Annotated in this window: 13 protein-coding genes; 1 reads left to right on the top strand and 12 read right to left on the bottom strand. The window is 62.4% G+C overall.

Translation table 11 applies throughout. The features are described from left to right. Nucleotides 1-44 precede the first annotated feature (44 nt). The 12 genes from CO676_RS15050 to tolQ all read right to left on the bottom strand — a co-directional run bounded on the left by CO676_RS15050 (nucleotide 45) and on the right by tolQ (nucleotide 14,183). Nucleotides 45-1,223 carry a phosphoserine transaminase gene (locus tag CO676_RS15050; protein WP_097521645.1) on the bottom strand — a complete coding sequence of 393 codons (1,179 nt, stop codon included), beginning with the start codon at nucleotides 1,221-1,223 and terminating at the stop codon, nucleotides 45-47. A 159-nt stretch (nucleotides 1,224-1,382) separates the two neighbouring features. Further along, on the bottom strand, nucleotides 1,383-2,219 hold the full coding sequence (locus tag CO676_RS15045) for an outer membrane protein (RefSeq protein WP_014765832.1): 837 nt from the start codon (nucleotides 2,217-2,219) through the stop codon (nucleotides 1,383-1,385). 178 nt (nucleotides 2,220-2,397) lie between these two features. Then, complete coding sequence (locus tag CO676_RS15040) at nucleotides 2,398-3,162, bottom strand: outer membrane protein (RefSeq protein ID WP_014765833.1); 765 nt, start codon at nucleotides 3,160-3,162, stop codon at nucleotides 2,398-2,400. A gap of 207 nt (nucleotides 3,163-3,369) precedes the next feature. Further along, nucleotides 3,370-4,722, bottom strand: a complete 1,353-nt coding sequence (gene glmM, locus CO676_RS15035; RefSeq protein ID WP_014765834.1) for a phosphoglucosamine mutase — start codon at nucleotides 4,720-4,722, stop codon at nucleotides 3,370-3,372. 377 nt (nucleotides 4,723-5,099) lie between these two features. Continuing rightward, nucleotides 5,100-7,037: an ATP-dependent zinc metalloprotease FtsH gene (gene ftsH / locus CO676_RS15030; RefSeq protein ID WP_097521644.1), complete on the bottom strand. Its 1,938-nt coding sequence runs from the start codon at nucleotides 7,035-7,037 to the stop codon at nucleotides 5,100-5,102. A gap of 99 nt (nucleotides 7,038-7,136) precedes the next feature. Then, on the bottom strand, nucleotides 7,137-8,474 hold the full coding sequence (gene tilS, locus CO676_RS15025) for a tRNA lysidine(34) synthetase TilS (RefSeq protein WP_014765836.1): 1,338 nt from the start codon (nucleotides 8,472-8,474) through the stop codon (nucleotides 7,137-7,139). Nucleotides 8,475-8,484: 10 nt separating this feature from the next. Next, nucleotides 8,485-9,507 (bottom strand): tol-pal system protein YbgF, encoded by a 1,023-nt coding sequence (gene ybgF, locus CO676_RS15020; protein ID WP_097521643.1) that lies wholly within the window; start codon nucleotides 9,505-9,507, stop codon nucleotides 8,485-8,487. Nucleotides 9,508-9,699: 192 nt separating this feature from the next. Continuing rightward, entirely contained in the window at nucleotides 9,700-10,230 is a 531-nt protein-coding gene (pal, locus tag CO676_RS15015; RefSeq protein ID WP_014765838.1) for a peptidoglycan-associated lipoprotein Pal, read from the bottom strand. Between the two features lie 282 nt (nucleotides 10,231-10,512). Beyond that, nucleotides 10,513-11,820, bottom strand: a complete 1,308-nt coding sequence (gene tolB, locus CO676_RS15010; protein ID WP_086018026.1) for a Tol-Pal system beta propeller repeat protein TolB — start codon at nucleotides 11,818-11,820, stop codon at nucleotides 10,513-10,515. Nucleotides 11,821-11,900: 80 nt separating this feature from the next. Then, nucleotides 11,901-12,971, bottom strand: a complete 1,071-nt coding sequence (locus CO676_RS15005; protein ID WP_014765841.1) for a hypothetical protein — start codon at nucleotides 12,969-12,971, stop codon at nucleotides 11,901-11,903. A gap of 9 nt (nucleotides 12,972-12,980) precedes the next feature. Then, nucleotides 12,981-13,433 (bottom strand): protein TolR, encoded by a 453-nt coding sequence (gene tolR, locus CO676_RS15000; RefSeq protein WP_014765842.1) that lies wholly within the window; start codon nucleotides 13,431-13,433, stop codon nucleotides 12,981-12,983. Between the two features lie 27 nt (nucleotides 13,434-13,460). Next, nucleotides 13,461-14,183: a protein TolQ gene (gene tolQ, locus CO676_RS14995; RefSeq protein WP_014765843.1), complete on the bottom strand. Its 723-nt coding sequence runs from the start codon at nucleotides 14,181-14,183 to the stop codon at nucleotides 13,461-13,463. A 374-nt stretch (nucleotides 14,184-14,557) separates the two neighbouring features. On the opposite strand from tolQ, the gene CO676_RS14990 reads away from it, so the two are divergent. Then, complete coding sequence (locus CO676_RS14990; RefSeq protein ID WP_097521642.1) at nucleotides 14,558-15,247, top strand: Ku protein; 690 nt, start codon at nucleotides 14,558-14,560, stop codon at nucleotides 15,245-15,247. Nucleotides 15,248-15,256: the final 9 nt, after the last annotated feature.

The raw sequence follows: 15,256 nt of genomic DNA, 5'->3' as shown, positions 1-15,256 counted from the left end.
GGGAGGGGCTTCGCCCTCAAGCAGAGCGAAGCAGTCGCATCGGATCAGGCGGCTGCCTGCGAAAGCGTCGCCTTCTGGGTCTCGAATGCCCAGTTCAGCCACGGCATCAGCGCTTCCATGTCGGCTGTCTCGATCGTCGCGCCGGCCCAGATACGAAGGCCGGAGGGCGCATCACGATAATGACCGACGTCAAAGGCGACGCCTTCCCTTTCGAGCAGAGCGACGACGCCCTTCGCGAACGCGGCCTGGCCGTCGGCATCGAGAGCCGACACGTCCTTGTCGACGATCTTGAGGCAGACCGAGGTGTTGGAGCGGGTCTCTGTCTTGATCGCTAGGTTGGCAATCCACGCATTTTCGTCGACGAACCGATGGATTGCGTCGGCGTTGGCCTCTGCCCGCGCGATCAGCCCCTTAAGGCCGCCGACCGACTTCGCCCAAAGCAGCGCGTCGATATAGTCTTCGACGCAGAGCATCGATGGCGTGTTGATCGTCTCGCCGGAAAAGATGCCTTCGATCAGCTTGCCGCCGCTGGTCAGGCGGAAGATCTTCGGCAACGGCCACGCCGGTGCATGGGTCAGCAGCCGTTCGACTGCGCGCGGCGAAAGAATGAGGACGCCATGCGCACCCTCGCCGCCCAGAACCTTCTGCCAGGAGAAGGTAACGACGTCGAGCTTGGTGAAATCGAGTTCCTGGGCGAAAGCGGCCGAGGTCGCGTCGCAGATCGTCAGCCCCTGGCGGTCCGCCGGGATGAAGTCGGCGTTCGGAACGCGTACGCCCGAGGTCGTGCCGTTCCAGGTGAAGACGACGTCGCGGTCGAAATCGACCTTGGAGAGATCCGGTAGTTCGCCATAGCCGGCTTCGAGGCGGCGGACATCGGTAAGCTTCAGCTGCTTGACCACGTCGGTCACCCAGCCGGCGCCAAAGCTCTCCCAGGCCAGCATGTCGACGCCACGCGCGCCGAGCAGCGACCACAGCGCCATCTCGACGGCGCCGGTGTCGGAAGCGGGCACGATACCGATACGGTAGTCGGCCGGCACTTCGAGAACTTCGCGGGTAAGGTCAATGGCTTGCTTGAGCTTCGTCTTGCCGAGCTTGGCGCGGTGCGAACGACCAAGCGCTGCATCGGAGAGAGCCTCGAGCGTCCAGCCGGGACGCTTGGCGCAAGGACCAGAAGAAAAATGGGTATTTGCCGGGCGCACGGCCGGCTTGGCAAGCTTCGTCACATGCTATCCTCTCAGATAGAAGCCCCTCGTTGGGGAGGGGTGTCCCGCCGTCGGAAATATTGTGGAGCGGAGAGGATGTCAAGCGACTTGCGTCGCGTTTGAAAAGATTTTTGGCGTTTCGAGAAGATCCCGCAGGGCGATCGAAACCCGGCAAGCCGCTCACCAAAGGGCGAACCGCAAGCCGGCGCGGATTTCGTGACGGGAGAGGCCATCATCATAGCCCTTGCTGCCATTTGCACCGGCAAGGGCCTCCGCGCCAAAGCTGAACATGCCGCCGTCGGCGATGCGGGAATAGCGATAGCCGATCTCGAACTTCAACCGGTCGGTAACATCGTAGGAGACGCCCGCCATCACAGCATAGGTGAACCGCCAGCTGTCACGGCCCCCATAGGAGGTTCCGCCTGCCGCCCCGGAACAGGCGCTGCCACCCGCGACACAAGTCGAGCTTTCGCGAACGGTCTTCCAATCGATATGGGTGGCGCCGATGCCGGCGCCGACATAAGGCGTGAATCCGGCGAGGGTGGCCAGATCGACATAGCCGTTCGCCATCAGCCCGAGAGCGGAAAAATTGGCGCTGTGGGAGAGAGCGCAGGAGGTGCCGGCCCCCTCGCCCGCGCAGGGATTTGCCGAGAGTGACGAGCCGTCGAAACGACCCTCGAAATATTCGGCTGTCAGATCGGCGCGGAAGACGTCGCTGAACCGATAACCGACACCAATCGTGCCGGAGAGCGGCTTGTCGAAGCGGGCGCTGTCGAACGGTACATTGCTGTAGCCGCCCGTGCCGCCGTCAAAGTTGCGGTAGAAGGGATCGCCTTCGTCGAGCCAGCCTGAATAACCGATGTCGCCGCGCAGATAGACGCGACCGCCCTTATCAGCCTCGGTGGAGATCTTGATCTCCGGTGCGTCGAGCAGATCCTCGTCCGCGGCCCGTGCCGCGGCGGGGGCCATTAGGCCAATGCCCAAGACGATGCCGCAAATCCCGTTCCGCCAGTTCATGTCCCGTCCGCCCGCCAATCGTCAGAATGAGCCGTGACAGCTCGCCTACTGGCGTTAACTATTGGCAGACACAAGTTAACCGGCGGTTAAGCATGTTTGTTAACCGATTGCGCTCCCCTCCATACAGAAAGGGCCGCAGAAATGCGGCCCTTGGGAAATGCGCTTGGTGGAACATTCGTCATTGCAGCGCGTAGCGCATGCCGAGCTTGAAGTCATGCGACGTGATGTCCTTGAAATGCATCGGCGCATTGACGGTAGCACCGTCATAGGTGCGGATGTTGCCGGTCTTCGCGTCGCCGAGGTCGACATAGCTGTAGCCGAAATCGATCGCCAGGCGCTCGGTCGCCTGATAGGCGACGCCGGCATGCAGGGCCCAGGCAAAGTTCCAGGTCGGGTCTTCGTCGGCATAGGCGACGCTCTGAGTCGGTACATTGATGTCGCGGAAGCCCGAGATCGTGTTGCGCGATGCGCCGATACCGGCGCCGACATAGGGCTTGACGCCATACCAATCGCCAATGTCGACATAGGCGTTGGCCATCAACAGCCATTCCGACTTGGCGCCGTCATAGTCGTTGGTGCCGTCCCACACGCCGTCGCCGTCGCCGTCATAGCGGTCGAGGGCGGTGAAATCCGCCTTGCCACGATATTCGACGATACCGTCGAGGCGCAGCCACTCGTTGAATTGATAGCCGATACCGACGCCGGCGAGCGGCGCGCTGTCGAAATCACCATCGTCCAGAAATTCATGAACGGCGACCGCGTCGAACAACTCGTGGTCCATGCTGCCGAGGCGCTGGTTACTCATGCCGAGATGACCACGCAGGTACAAGCCGCCAGGCACGACGGCAGCCGGAACCACCGGATCTTCGACGTAAAGGTCGGCCGCCAGCGCAGGCGTGCCGCCCAGCCATGCGGCCACAACCACAATCAGGGACTTCTTCATAACATGCTCCGCGAACATTATTTTCTGCCGGTATTCACCAGGCAGACACTCAATTCTGTCGCTTTAAAACTCGCATGCCGCGGTTAATATTGGATTAAGTATAGAAATTTACTTCGTTTCTTAAGAATCAGCGGTCTTGGGTACGCCACATAGAGAGAGGCCGGCAGTGATGCCGGCCTCGCTATACGGATTGATTGACCTAAAAGTCTATGCGGCGTTGCGCACGCTGCCGATCACGCTGACCAGTTCGTCGACGATGCGCTCGACCTTGCTGCGGTCGTCGCCTTCCGCCATCACGCGGATCAGCGGCTCGGTACCGGAAGGACGGATCAGAAGCCGGCCGCCCTTGGCGAGCTCTGCTTCGGCATCGGCGATTGCCTGGCGTACCGCCTCGTGTTCCAGCGGCTTGCCGGTCGACACGCGGACATTCTTCAGTATCTGCGGCACCGGCTCGAAGCGCTGACATACCTCGCTAACCGCCCTTCCCTGCCGTTTGACGACGGCGAGAATCTGCAGCGCCGCGACGAGGCCATCGCCCGTCGTTCCGAAATCAGAAAGGACGATGTGGCCGGACTGCTCGCCACCGACATTCAGGCCGTCCTGCCGCATCTGCTCGACCACATAGCGGTCTCCGACCTTGGTGCGGTGGAGCTTGAGCCGGCGCGCCTGGAGGTAGCGCTCGAGCCCGAGGTTCGACATCACGGTGGCGGCGATACCGCCGCCCTGCAGCATGCCGTCGGCCGCCCAGCTGTCAGCGATCACCGCCATCAACTGATCGCCATCGATCACCGTGCCCTTTTCGTCGACGATCAACACCCGGTCGGCGTCGCCGTCGAGCGCGATACCGATGTCCGCCCTCACCTCGTGCACCTTTTTCTGCAAAGCCTCGGGGTGGGTCGATCCGCATTCGAGGTTGATGTTGACGCCGTTCGGCTCGGTGCCGATCGACACGACTTCGGCGCCGAGTTCCCAAAGCGCTAAGGGAGCGACCTTGTAGGCGGCACCGTTCGCGCAATCGATGGCGATCCTCAGGCCCTTCAGGGTGACGTCGCGCGGGAGTGTGCGCTTCGCCTGCTCGATATAGCGGTAGATGTCGCCGTCGACGCGCTTGGCACGACCGATATCCTCCGGCTTGGCAAGCTGCCCGGACATGTCCTGGTCGATGAGGTCCTCGATCTTTTGTTCAATGTCGTCGGAGAGCTTGTAGCCGTCCGGCCCGAAAAGCTTAATGCCGTTATCGCGGAAAGGATTGTGCGAGGCGGAGATCATCACGCCGATGTCGGCGCGGAGCGACCGCGTCAGCATGGCGACACCCGGTGTCGGGATCGGGCCGAGCAGGAAGACGTCGAGACCGGCCGCGGTGAAGCCGGCAACCATGGCATTTTCGAGCATATAGCCCGAAAGACGCGTGTCCTTGCCGATCACCACGCGGTGACGGTGCGCGCCATTGCGGAAAATGGTTCCGACCGCAACGCCGACACGCATGGCGAGATCCGCCGTCATCGGAAAAATATTGGATTGGCCGCGAATACCGTCGGTGCCAAAATACTTGCGCTTCATAAGAACTCCATCGTCCTGCTTCGGCAGGATCTCTTTTGAGGGCCGTGTCCGGTTGCGTGTTCCACGACTGTTTTTCATGTCCCCGGGACCTCGCCGGCAGGCCTTATCCAAGGCGGGATTGGAAACGCGATCGCGCTTCCGCCCCTCCCTCCAACTTTTTATTGAACGCCCTTCCGATCAAATCGGAAAATCGGGCGGCTTTACGCCATCTTTGGCACAAATGCACAACAAACTGCAGCAACACTATCATCAGAATTCATTACAGCGCGTTACCAAGCGCGCTCCCAACGGTCGCTGACCCGAAGCCGGCAAAAAGCCGCCGCTCCTTTCGGAAGCGGCGGCTCTGATGAACATAGCCTGTTTCCCACCGGCTGCAACTATTGCGGCTGCGGTTCGAACCCGCCTTCAGGTTCCTCACCCTTGTTGCCGACTTCCTTCTTCGTGCCGGCCGATGGCACTGCCGAACCGCGATGCGGCGGCGTGTCGTCGCCAAGGTCGCGGGCGGGCTTCTCGCCGCGGATCAGCGCCTTGATCTCGTCGCCGGTCAACGTCTCGTATTCCAACAGGCCCTCGGCGAGCGCCACGAACTCGTGGTGCTTTTCCGTCAGGATGCTGCGTGCCGCTTCATAGGCGTCGTCGATCAGGCGGCGGATCTCGTTGTCGATCTTCTGCGCGGTGGCTTCGGAAACATTCTTCTGCTGCGCGACCGAATGACCGAGGAAGACTTCCTGCTGGTTCTCGCCATAGGCGACCTGGCCGAGCTGATCGGAAAAGCCCCATTGCGTCACCATCGCCCGCGCCAGCTTCGTCGCCTGCTCGATATCGGACGATGCGCCGGAGGTGATGTTCTCCTTGCCAAAGGTCAGTTCCTCGGCGACACGCCCGCCCATCATGATCCCAAGGCGCGAGATCATCCACTTGTAGCTCATCGAGTAGCGGTCGCCTTCCGGCAATTGCATCACCATGCCAAGCGCGCGACCGCGCGGAATGATGGTCGCCTTGTGCAGCGGATCGGCCGAAGGAACGTTGAGTGCCACGATCGCGTGACCGGCTTCGTGATAGGCGGTCAGCTTCTTTTCGGCCTCGGTCATGGCGGAGGAGCGGCGTTCCGCACCCATCATGATCTTGTCCTTGGCGTCCTCGAACTCCTGCATCGTGACGAGGCGCTTGTTGCGGCGCGCCGCCATCAGCGCCGCCTCGTTGACGAGGTTCATCAGATCGGCGCCAGAGAAGCCCGGCGTGCCGCGCGCCAGAACCTTGAGATCGACATTCGGCGCCAGCGGCACGTTGCGGACATGCACTTTGAGGATGCGCTCGCGGCCGTTGATGTCCGGATTGGGCACGACGACCTGGCGGTCGAAACGGCCCGGGCGCAGGAGCGCCGGATCCAAGACGTCGGGGCGGTTCGTCGCGGCGATCAGGATGATGCCTTCATTCGCCTCGAAGCCGTCCATCTCGACGAGCAACTGGTTCAGCGTCTGCTCGCGCTCGTCATTGCCGCCGCCGAGACCGGCGCCGCGATGACGGCCGACCGCGTCGATTTCGTCGATGAAGATGATGCAGGGCGCATTCTTCTTCGCCTGCTCGAACATGTCGCGGACGCGCGAGGCACCGACACCGACAAACATTTCGACGAAGTCGGAACCCGAGATGGTGAAGAAGGGCACGTTCGCTTCACCCGCAACCGAGCGGGCAAGCAGCGTCTTGCCGGTTCCGGGGGGGCCGACCAGCAGCACGCCGCGTGGGATACGGCCACCGAGCCGCTGGAACTTCTGCGGATCACGCAGAAATTCGACGATTTCCTCGAGGTCCTGCTTGGCCTCGTCGACGCCGGCGACATCGTCGAAGGTCACACGGCCGTGCGCCTCCGTCAAAAGCTTGGCCTTAGACTTGCCGAAGCCCATCGCGCCGCGCGAGCCACCTTGCATCTGGCGCATGAAGAACAGCCAGACGCCGAGGATCAGAAGCATCGGCAACAGGGTACCGATATAGCTCAGGAAGCCCGAAGAACCGTCGGTTTCCGGACGTACCGTCACCGTCACGTCCTTCGCCTCGAGCCGCTCGGTCAAGGCCGTGTCGACGGCGGGAGCATAGGTCTGGAACGTCGCACCGCTCTCGACATAGGTGCCGATCACCTTGGAGCCCGTAATTACAACTTCCTTGACGCGGCTGGCATCGACGTCCTTCAGGAATTGCGAGAAGGGAATTTCACGCGAACCCGTCCGCTCGGTCGGCTGCTGGAACATGCTGAATAGCGCGATCAGAAGAAGCGCTATAATTGCCCACAGGGCAAAATTTCGAAAATTAGGGTTCATCGAACTCCCCGGAACCTGTGACAGCCCGAGCTTTCGCCGGGCCGCTTTCTGTTCCTTAACATAGGGTTCCGGCAACGCCTTGCCAAGGAAAACCGCCGGTTACCCTGCCATTTCTGTCAAAACATCATCAACCGGCGGCGCGGGGTATCTGTCGCGCCCGAACAACAGCGCGATCGTGTCCGCCATGATCCTGTCGAAACCCGGCAAAAAGGTGTCATATGGGCCGATCCGGCACTCGAGCTTAGCCTCTGCGGCCTCGTAGCCGAGGCTGCCGATATCCGCTGGGGCGATACGCGGTGCCACCAGCGACGCCCTCTTGGCAACTCCCTGGGGCAGGCCTGCGGCAATAAGCCTCTGCCTCCACGCTCCGCCCTCAGCCTCCGCACTGACCGTCACCGCTTGGCCGGCGCTCGTCACGGTGAAACGGCCATCCCATGTGCCGCTCTCCCTTGCGCCTATCCTCAGAGCCGGTAGATTGCGTGCCTCCCGATAGAGATAAAGGCCGCCTCGGCGCCGGTCGAAGACCACGCGCCCTGCCGTCATGCGCCCTGCCTCACCCGATTGCAGAAAGCCTGCCAGGCGCTGGATCGTTGCGCGACCGGGCAGATGTTCACGGCCGCCGATGACCGCGCCGACGGTCAGCAAGGCGCGGCGCCAATCGGGATCGTCCATCCGTCCAGCCTGCGGCGCTGCGATCTCGGCGACGAGACACGCGTGAACGCGCAGATGCTCCGCCAACAGGGTAGCCGCCCTTATAGAGGAGGAGGCACGTTGCGACCCGCCACGCTTAGAGGCCGGCGCAAAGCCCGACACTGCGAGGCTGGCGCGCACCCGGACGCGCTCGAACACGGGATTTTCATTGCTCGGATCGTCAAGCCAGCCGATGCCGCGAGCCTCCAGGAAGGCGCGTATGTCGGCCCGTCCTACATAGAGGAATGGGCGCAAGACCCAGATACGGCGTCCGTAGAGCATCGCCGCCGCCATCCCTGCACTGCCTTGCCCTTGCCCCTGGCCGCGAGCGCCGCGCATGGTGATCGTCTCGTTCTGATCATCGCGCGTGTGCCCGGTGACTATGCAATCGGCACCGAAAAAGGCCGCTGCATCGGCCAGCAAGCCGTAGCGGCTGCGGCGGGCCGCCGCCTGAATGCCGGCGAGCGGTTTGTCGCCCTGCCAGCGACAGATGCGGTGGGGAATGCCGAGCCCGGCGCAAAAAGCCCCGACGGCCACGGCCTCATCGGCGGACTGCGGCCTCAAGGCGTGATCGACCGTGCAGGCGACAAGCGAGAACCCGTTGAATTCGGTTGCTTCGAGCGCCGCATGCAGCGCTACGAGAAGCCCCTTGGAATCGCTGCCACCGGAAATGGCGACGAGAATTCGGCTCGGCTTGATAAAGGAACTGAGAAAACGTCTTGCCGCAGCGATGACGGCGTCTGGCATTGGGTAGGCCTCAGCAGCCAAAGCGGCTCTGCTCGCTCGTCACCTTCGTCTTTACCGCGGCCGATGCCTTGGGGTATCGCTTGTTCACCTCGCGCAAGGTGGCGCACGCGGTTTCCTTGTTGTCGAGAGCCCCGAGCGACATGCCGAGCTTGAGCAGCATCTCGGGCGCCTTGGGCGATTTGCCATAGGTCTGATGCGCGTTCAGAAAGGTCTTGGCGGACTCGCTGAACTTACCTTGGGAATACTGTGCCTCGCCCATCCAGAAGCTTGCGTCGGCCGCCTTGTCGCCCTCCGGAAAGGAGTCGAGATAATCGCGGAACTCCTGCTCGGCCATTCCGTAGTCGCCAGAGAGAACATGGCCATAGGCGGATTGGTAAAGATCGCCCGGATTGCTGAGCGCAGCCGTCTGCTGCTCGCTTCCGGGATTGGCGTTGAGGCCGGCATCGCCTTGACCGGCTATCCCCGTATCCACCCCGGGAAGCGTGGAGTTGTCGCCGGGCCGTGTCTCTGTGGTCGCCGATACCGGGTTGCCGTTTTCGTCGAAGATGATCTGACCGAGCGTGCTTGGGGGCGGTGCCGCGCCCGTTGCGTTCGGATCGGCGCCGGCCATGTTCGTGCCGTCCGCCGGAGCAGTCGTCGGGCTATCCGTCACCTCGGGGGTGACGGACGCCTGATCGCTGGACTTCGGCGTTTCAAGTGCGCCGCTTTTCTTGGAGGAGGACTTGCCGCTTTCAAGATCCTGGAAGCGGAACTCGTTGTCCTCCTGGAACTTCCGGATCTGCTCCTGCATCTGCAAAAGCTGGAAGCTCATTTCCTCGATACGCCCGTTGAGCGAGCGGATCTGTTCCTCAAGTTGGCCAATCCTGCCGACTTCGGCCGATTGCACCTTCACCACCGGCAGATCGCTCTTGCTGGCGGCATCGGCATGGGTCGCGCGGGCCAGCAGCCCCGAGAGCGGCATGGCATTGGCCGTTTGGCCGAGGCCCGCAAGGGCCGCAAGACCAATCAGCCCTGCCACGACAAATTTCTTCATCTCATTTGTCCTGTTCGATAGATTGTGCCCGCCCCGGATCGCGCTCCGCAGTACATCCGACGATTCCCTAAGGCGAGTGCCGCACAGTTTTCCAATTGCTGTGAAAAAGCAACGGAGTTCGGCCAAAGTGTGGTAAAAAAGAAAGGGCGGCCTGCGGCCGCCCTCCCAAATTCATCTCAAATGGCTCGACTGTTAGCTTCCGGCGCCGCCGAGAACGGTGACGGCGCGGCGGTTCTGCGACCAGCAGGAAATGTCGTCGCAGACGGCGACCGGCTTTTCCTTGCCGTAGGAGATCGTCCGCATGCGGTTCGCCGGAACGCCGCGGCTGGTGAGATACTCGCGCGTGGCAGCGGCGCGGCGGGCACCGAGCGCCAGGTTGTATTCGCGCGTACCGCGCTCGTCGGCGTGGCCTTCGACGGTAATCGCGTAGTTCGGATACTTTGCCAGCCACTGAGCCTGGCGGTCGAGCGTCGCCTGGGCGTCGGCACGGATGGAGCTCGAGTCGGTATCGAAGAAGATGCGGTCGCCGACATTGACGGTGAAGTCCTGCTGCGAGCCCGGCGTCGCGGCGCCTGCGCCGAGACCGAGGCCGGCGGCGTCGTTCGGCAGGTTCTTCTTGGAAGCACAGCCGGCAACGGCAAGTGTCATGAAAAGGGCGAGCATGACGGGATTGCGGGCAATGGTCTGCATGCGGCTTGCTGCCGGGGTGTCAATTCGGCTCATGGGCCGGGTCTCCTTGAGAAGTGTCTGAATTCACGGTTGCCAGACTGTAACCGGAAGCGGTTAATTGCTTTTCAACAGGTATGGTTAACAAATCGACAATCTGCATCGGAGCGCCTGCTACAACAGCACTTTGCGGCGAGAAAGCGGCACGTTCGCCACATTTGCACCCATACCTGTGGACACTCGATCACGATGGTTTTGGGTGGATACGACCCGTGAGGTGATGAATTCCAGTTGGTGAGCGTGATGCAGGCGGAAGATCGCCTGCATCACGATCTCGCGCTACTCCATCAGCGGCGACCAGGCCGGATCCGAGGCGAAGCCCTGGGTCTGGACGAGCTGTTCGTTGTAGCCCGTCAGGTCGATCGAGTAGAGCTGGGGCCCGCCGGCACCGGCGTTCTGGCGGAAGAACATCAGGACGCGGCCGTTCGGCGCCCAGGTCGGGCCCTCGTTGTGGAAGCCGGTGGTCAGAATGCGCTCGCCGGAGCCGTCCGGCTTCATCACGCCGATCGAGAATTTGCCGCCCGACTGCTTGGTGAAGGCGATCAGGTCGCCGCGCGGGGACCAGACCGGCGTCGAGTAGGACCCGTCGCCAAAGGAAATGCGCGTCTGGCCGGAACCGTCGGCACCCATGACGTAGAGCTGCTGCTTGCCGCCGCGGTCGCTCTCGAAGACCACCCGGCTGCCGTCCGGCGAATAGGAGGGCGAGGTGTCGATCGCATTGGTGTTGGTCAGCCGCGTCGTCGTGCGCGAGCGCAGGTCCATCGTATAGATGTTGGCGTTGCCTTCCTGCTGCAGGCTCATGATCACCCGCTGCCCGTCCGGCGAGAAGCGCGGCGCAAAGGTCATGCCCGGGAAATTGCCGACCACTTCGCGCTGTCCGGTTTCGAGCTGCAACAAGTAGACGCGCGGCTGCTGGTTCTCGAAGGACATGTAGGTGATTTCCTGACGGTTCGGCGAGAAGCGCGGCGTCAGCACGATGTCGTTCGAATTGGTCAGCGCCCGGGCGTTGAAGCCGTCCTGGTCCATGATCGCGAGCTGACGCTTGCGAGCATTCTTCGGTCCGCTTTCGGCGACATAGACGATGCGCGTATCGAAATAGCCTTTCTCGCCGGTAATTCGCTCATAGATCGCGTCGGCGATGATATGGGCGACGCGACGCCAGTTTTCCGGCTGGGTGTAGAACTGCTGGCCGAGCATCTGCTGTCCGGCGAAGGTGTCCCACAGGCGGAACTCCGCCTTCAGCCGGCCGTCGCCTTCCTGCGTGACGCGGCCGGTGACGAGCGCCTGCGCGTTGATGACCTTCCAGTCCTCGAAGCGCGGAGCGGCATCCGGATTGGAAATTTTCTCGATGAAGGCCCCCTTGTCGATCGGCGCGAAAAGCCCGGAGCGCTTGAGATCGGCGGCAACCACGTCGGAAATCTTCTGGCCGAGCTCGCCCTGCAGGAAATCCGTGATCGCGACCGGCAGCGGCTCGACGTTGCCTTTGTTGATATTGATCTCCACAACCGCGTTTGCCGGCGCGGCAAAGAGCGCGCCTACGAACACCAGCGTGAAAAGACGGAAAAAATTGCGTCTCAGCATTTCCATAAAGCCTTTCAGCCTTTCATCTTTCTGGGCCGGGTGAGCAAAGTGTGCGCGGTTTTCCGCCACATCACTCCCCAGCCTGTCTAGAGCATTGAGCTCGGGTCGAAGTTGACGACCACCTCGCTCCACGAATCGTACTTGTCGGAGGGCAATCCCTTGAACGGCGCGGACTTCAGAACGGCGCGTCGCGCACCACTGGCAAGCGCCCGACGTGCCGCGTCCGAGCCGCCTGTCGCTTCTACTTCCGGCTCACCGATCAACTCGCCGTTGGGATCGAGCTGGAAGGTCACCTTGATGCGGACATCCGCCGCATCGGCCATGCCGGGAATGATCGACCAGTTGTTCTGGATCTGACCGCGCAGCGCGTCCATCTCGCTCTGCGAGAGCGTGTTGCCGCTGGTGGTCTTCTTGCCGCCGAGCGCTGCCTCTTCGGTTGAGCGCTTCGCGCCGCCGCCGGAGGAGTCCTGTTTGTTGAGCAGCGCCGCGATCTCGTCCGCGTTGAAGTCGCTCTCCTTCTGGGAGGACGCCTTCTTCTGCTCCTTCTTGGTCTCTTCCTTCTTGCGCTCCGGCGTCTTGGCCGTCTGCGCCGGCTTTTCCACCTTCGGCCTGACCTGCGGTGTCGGCACCTTTTCAGGCAACGCCTCGGCCTCGGGACTTTCGGTCGGCTGTTCCTCGGCCGGTGCCGGTTCCGGCGTCGGTTCGGGCTTCACTTCCTGCTTCGGCTCTGGCAGCGCCGCGACTTCGGTCGCCGGCTCCGAGGCAGGCTCGGGTTCTTCGACCTTCTCGATTTCTTCCTTGACCGGATCCGGCGTGGGTGGCGCCTTCTCGGTCTTTTCCGGAGCAGCCGCAGATTCGTTCGGGACGGGCTTGCTGTTGGGCGTCGGCGGCGTCTTCAGGTCGACGTCGTTGTCGCCGACGTTCTCGGCGTTCTCGACGGGCGTCGGCTTCTTGGTCGGGACAGGCGACGCCTTTTCCTTGGCCGGTGCCTTCTTGTCGCCCTGCTGGATCTGGGTGATCGATTCGACCGGCACGATGTCGACCGGCAGCGCCTCGACGTCCGCGACCTGGAATTCGGCCGGGCTGCCAAGCGACACCAGCGCCCAGGTCAGAACCAGGGCGTGGAGGACAGCAGATGTAGCAAGACTGCCCTTCATCTCAGGAGATCACTTTTCCTGTTCTTGAAGCGTTACGAGCCCGAGATTCTTGAAGCCGGCGGCCGAGACGCGCGCCATGACCTTCATCACCGTGCCGTAGTCGGCATTGGTGTCTCCGCGCACGTAGATGCGCTCGTTGTAGCCCGTCGTGGCAATCGCCTCGAGCTTCGGAACGACCTCGTCGATGCCGATCGGCGTCTCCTGCAGGAAGATCTCGCCAGCCGGATTGACCGATACGGTGATCGGCTGGGTGTCGGCGTTCATCGCCTTCGCCTGCGTTTCCGGCAAGTCGATGGGCACGCCCACGGTCATCATCGGTGCGGCCACCATGAAGATGATCAGCAGCACCAGCATGACGTCGACCAGCGGCGTGACGTTGATTTCGCTGATCGTGCCGTTCCTGCCTCTACGTCGGCGGCGTCCGCCGCCCGACCCCTTGGCTCCGCCTACTGCCATACCCATCAGCGTCGTCTCCGTGCTCGAAGGTCGTTATTGCGCGGCCTGGCGCGAAGAAGGCTGCAGCTTCTCGTCGATCTGCCGCGACAGGATGGCGGAGAACTCGTCGGCGAAGGCTTCCATGCGAGCGCTGAGCTTGCCGGCGTCGGCGGTGAACTTGTTGTAGGCGATAACGGCAGGGATAGCGGCAAGCAGGCCGATGGCGGTCGCCAGCAGCGCCTCGGCGATACCGGGGGCGACGACGGCGAGGTTGGTCGATTTCGAGCCGGCGATCGCCTGGAACGAGGTCATGATACCGACGACGGTACCGAACAGGCCGATGAAGGGGGCCGCCGAACCGATCGTCGCGAGCGAGCCGAGCCGCGCCTCGAGAGATTCGGATTCGCGGGCAAGCGTCACGTCCATGGCCCGGTCGATGCGCATCTGCAGGCCGATCGGCGAGCGGGCGCCGCGTTCGAAGCTCTTCTTCCACTCGCGCATCGCCGAGACGAAGATCGCGCCCATGCCGGTCGTCTGCCGATCGGAGAGGGTGCGATAGAGCTCCTCGAGCGATTGTCCGGACCAGAAGACCTGCTCGAAATTATCCAGCTGCCGGCGAACGCGCCCGTAATTGAGCGACTTGTCGACCACGATCGCCCAGGTCCATACCGAAGCTGCAATCAGCCCCAGCATGACCAGCTTGACGACCAAGCCTGCTTGCATGAACAGCGACCAGAGGGTCACATCGCTCGTCGCGGCCAATCCAACCTGTTCCATCGATCTCAGTCCCCGAATCCAAACACCCGGCAAGAGCAACTCATGCTCATGACCGGGTCGCCCAAACGTCCTGCTGCAAAATGCCCCGGCATCGCCGCCGTTCGCGGCAATTGCGATCTACGCGCTTCAGCCTGCCTTCTTGCCGTCAATTTTGGTCAAAGGATGACGTGCACTGCACAAATCCTGATACACAGATAAAGACACTATTATCGTTAAGGGAGTGTTACCGGACCAATGCCTTGCCGGCGCGTGCGGCGCGGAACTTCGCCAAAGCTCGCACGTTTCCGGTCCATGAGGACTCCTAGAACGGAAAGCCAAGAATGCTGCCCGGCAGACCTCTGCCGCGCATACATGGCCTTTGAGTGAGGTTGCCCATGGCGGCTCGCGCAATGTGGAAAGGGCAGCTTCGTCTTTCGCTGGTCTCAATTCCGGTCGAGCTTTTCAGCGCCACCCGATCAGGGGCCCGCTACGTCCTGCTCGACCCCGAAGAGGTCGATGCGATCAAGCTCGAGACGAAGAAGACGCTGGAACTTGTTCACTTCGTCGACGTCGGCGAGATCCCCCCGCTGTATTTCGACAAGCCTTATTACCTCGTACCGGCGGACGAGCTGGCGGAGGACGCCTACCGCGTCGTCCGAGATGCACTTAGGACTTCGAACAAGACCGGCACCGGGCAACTGACGCTCCGCGGCCGCGAATACCTCGTCGCCGTAAAGCCGTGCGGCGACGGCCTGCTCCTGGAGACGCTGCGCTATCCCGACGAATTTCGGAAAGCGGACAAGGAACTGCTGGAGGTCGCCGCCGCGCTGCTCGAGCGCAAGACCGCGCCCTGCGATGCCGACGCCTTCAAGGACAATTACGCGTCGGCACTGCGGGAGCTCGTGAAGCGCAAGATGGAGGGCAAGTCGGCCCGTGTCGAGGTCGACGAAGGCGACCGGCCTGAACGGCGCGGCGACAATGTCGTCGACTTGATGGCTGCCCTGAAGAAAAGCCTCGAAGGCAACGAACCGAAGAAGGCAAAGGCGCCATCGTCTTCGCGCCGCAGTCGGCGAAAATCGGCGTGAGGATGATCG

The sequence above is a fragment of the Sinorhizobium sp. BJ1 genome (assembly GCF_002531555.1).
Lineage (GTDB): Bacteria > Pseudomonadota > Alphaproteobacteria > Rhizobiales > Rhizobiaceae > Sinorhizobium > Sinorhizobium fredii_B.
Note: the sequence above shows the minus strand (reverse complement) of the source record. Positions and strands in the feature narration are given on the sequence as shown.